Raw genomic sequence first — 884 nt, 5'->3', positions numbered from 1 at the left:
AACATGTTTTTCACATCTTTTAGCATGTCGTTGTACTCATCACTTGTGAATAATTGCATAGACGGTATAACGCCTTTGTCTATATACGTTTGCAGCGCTGCCGACTTATCAGAAACTTGTAACGTGCCCTCTAAAATAGCCCCTACTCGAATAAAATCCACGTAACTTACTTTTTCAGGTTTGTAACTCGGGTCAGCCCAGCTCTGAGCTACATCAACAAACTCTTTAGGGAATTCCCACGCTTGCATAATAGATGAGCCAATTTTTCCACTCAGCTTTTGAATTGCATGAGCCAAAAAGCTTGGATTAGCAAATACCTCTGGGTGGCGCTCAGCTTCAGTTAAAATTGGTAATACACCAATATTATAAACAAGTGCGGCGAGTGTAATAGAATCGCGGTTTAGTGACGTGTGCTTACTATTTTTTAAATAAAACTCCATGAGTGATATTGAATGGCTAGCAACGGTTAATGTTTTTTGCCATGCCTTACCCATGTAGCCTTTAATTAGCTCATTATTTGATACAAATAATTGTTCCATAGCCATAGCTGTAGCAATGTTTTTAATTTGACGTAATCCAATACGAGTCACTGCTTGTTGTAAATTAGATACTTTTACAGAACGTCCCATAATCGCACTATTAGCTACTTTTATCATACGAGCTGAAAGCGCTGGATCTTGTGAGATTACATCTGACATTTGGATTAAATTCACATCTGGGTTATCTGCAGCTTGGCGAACCTTAATCGCTACTTCAGGTAGCGTTGGTAAAACCAACGTATCGTTATTTATTCTATCGACTAGAATCGTTAATAAAGCGTTTTCTGTAGACATAAAGCTGCCATCCTTTTGTGTTCAGCCTGTAAAGTAACTGCAAACTCAGGC

1 protein-coding gene is annotated in these 884 nt (G+C 38.7%); it reads right to left on the bottom strand.

What is annotated here, in order from left to right; translation table 11 throughout:
• On the bottom strand, positions 1-833 hold an 833-nt coding region (locus H5072_RS20530; RefSeq protein ID WP_182694645.1), incomplete at its 3' end, for an HDOD domain-containing protein.
• Positions 834-884: the final 51 nt, after the last annotated feature.

This window comes from Pseudoalteromonas sp. SR45-5, from assembly GCF_014163565.1.
In the GTDB taxonomy this organism is placed as follows: domain Bacteria; phylum Pseudomonadota; class Gammaproteobacteria; order Enterobacterales; family Alteromonadaceae; genus Pseudoalteromonas; species Pseudoalteromonas distincta.
This window is presented reverse-complemented; position numbering and strand designations above follow the sequence as displayed.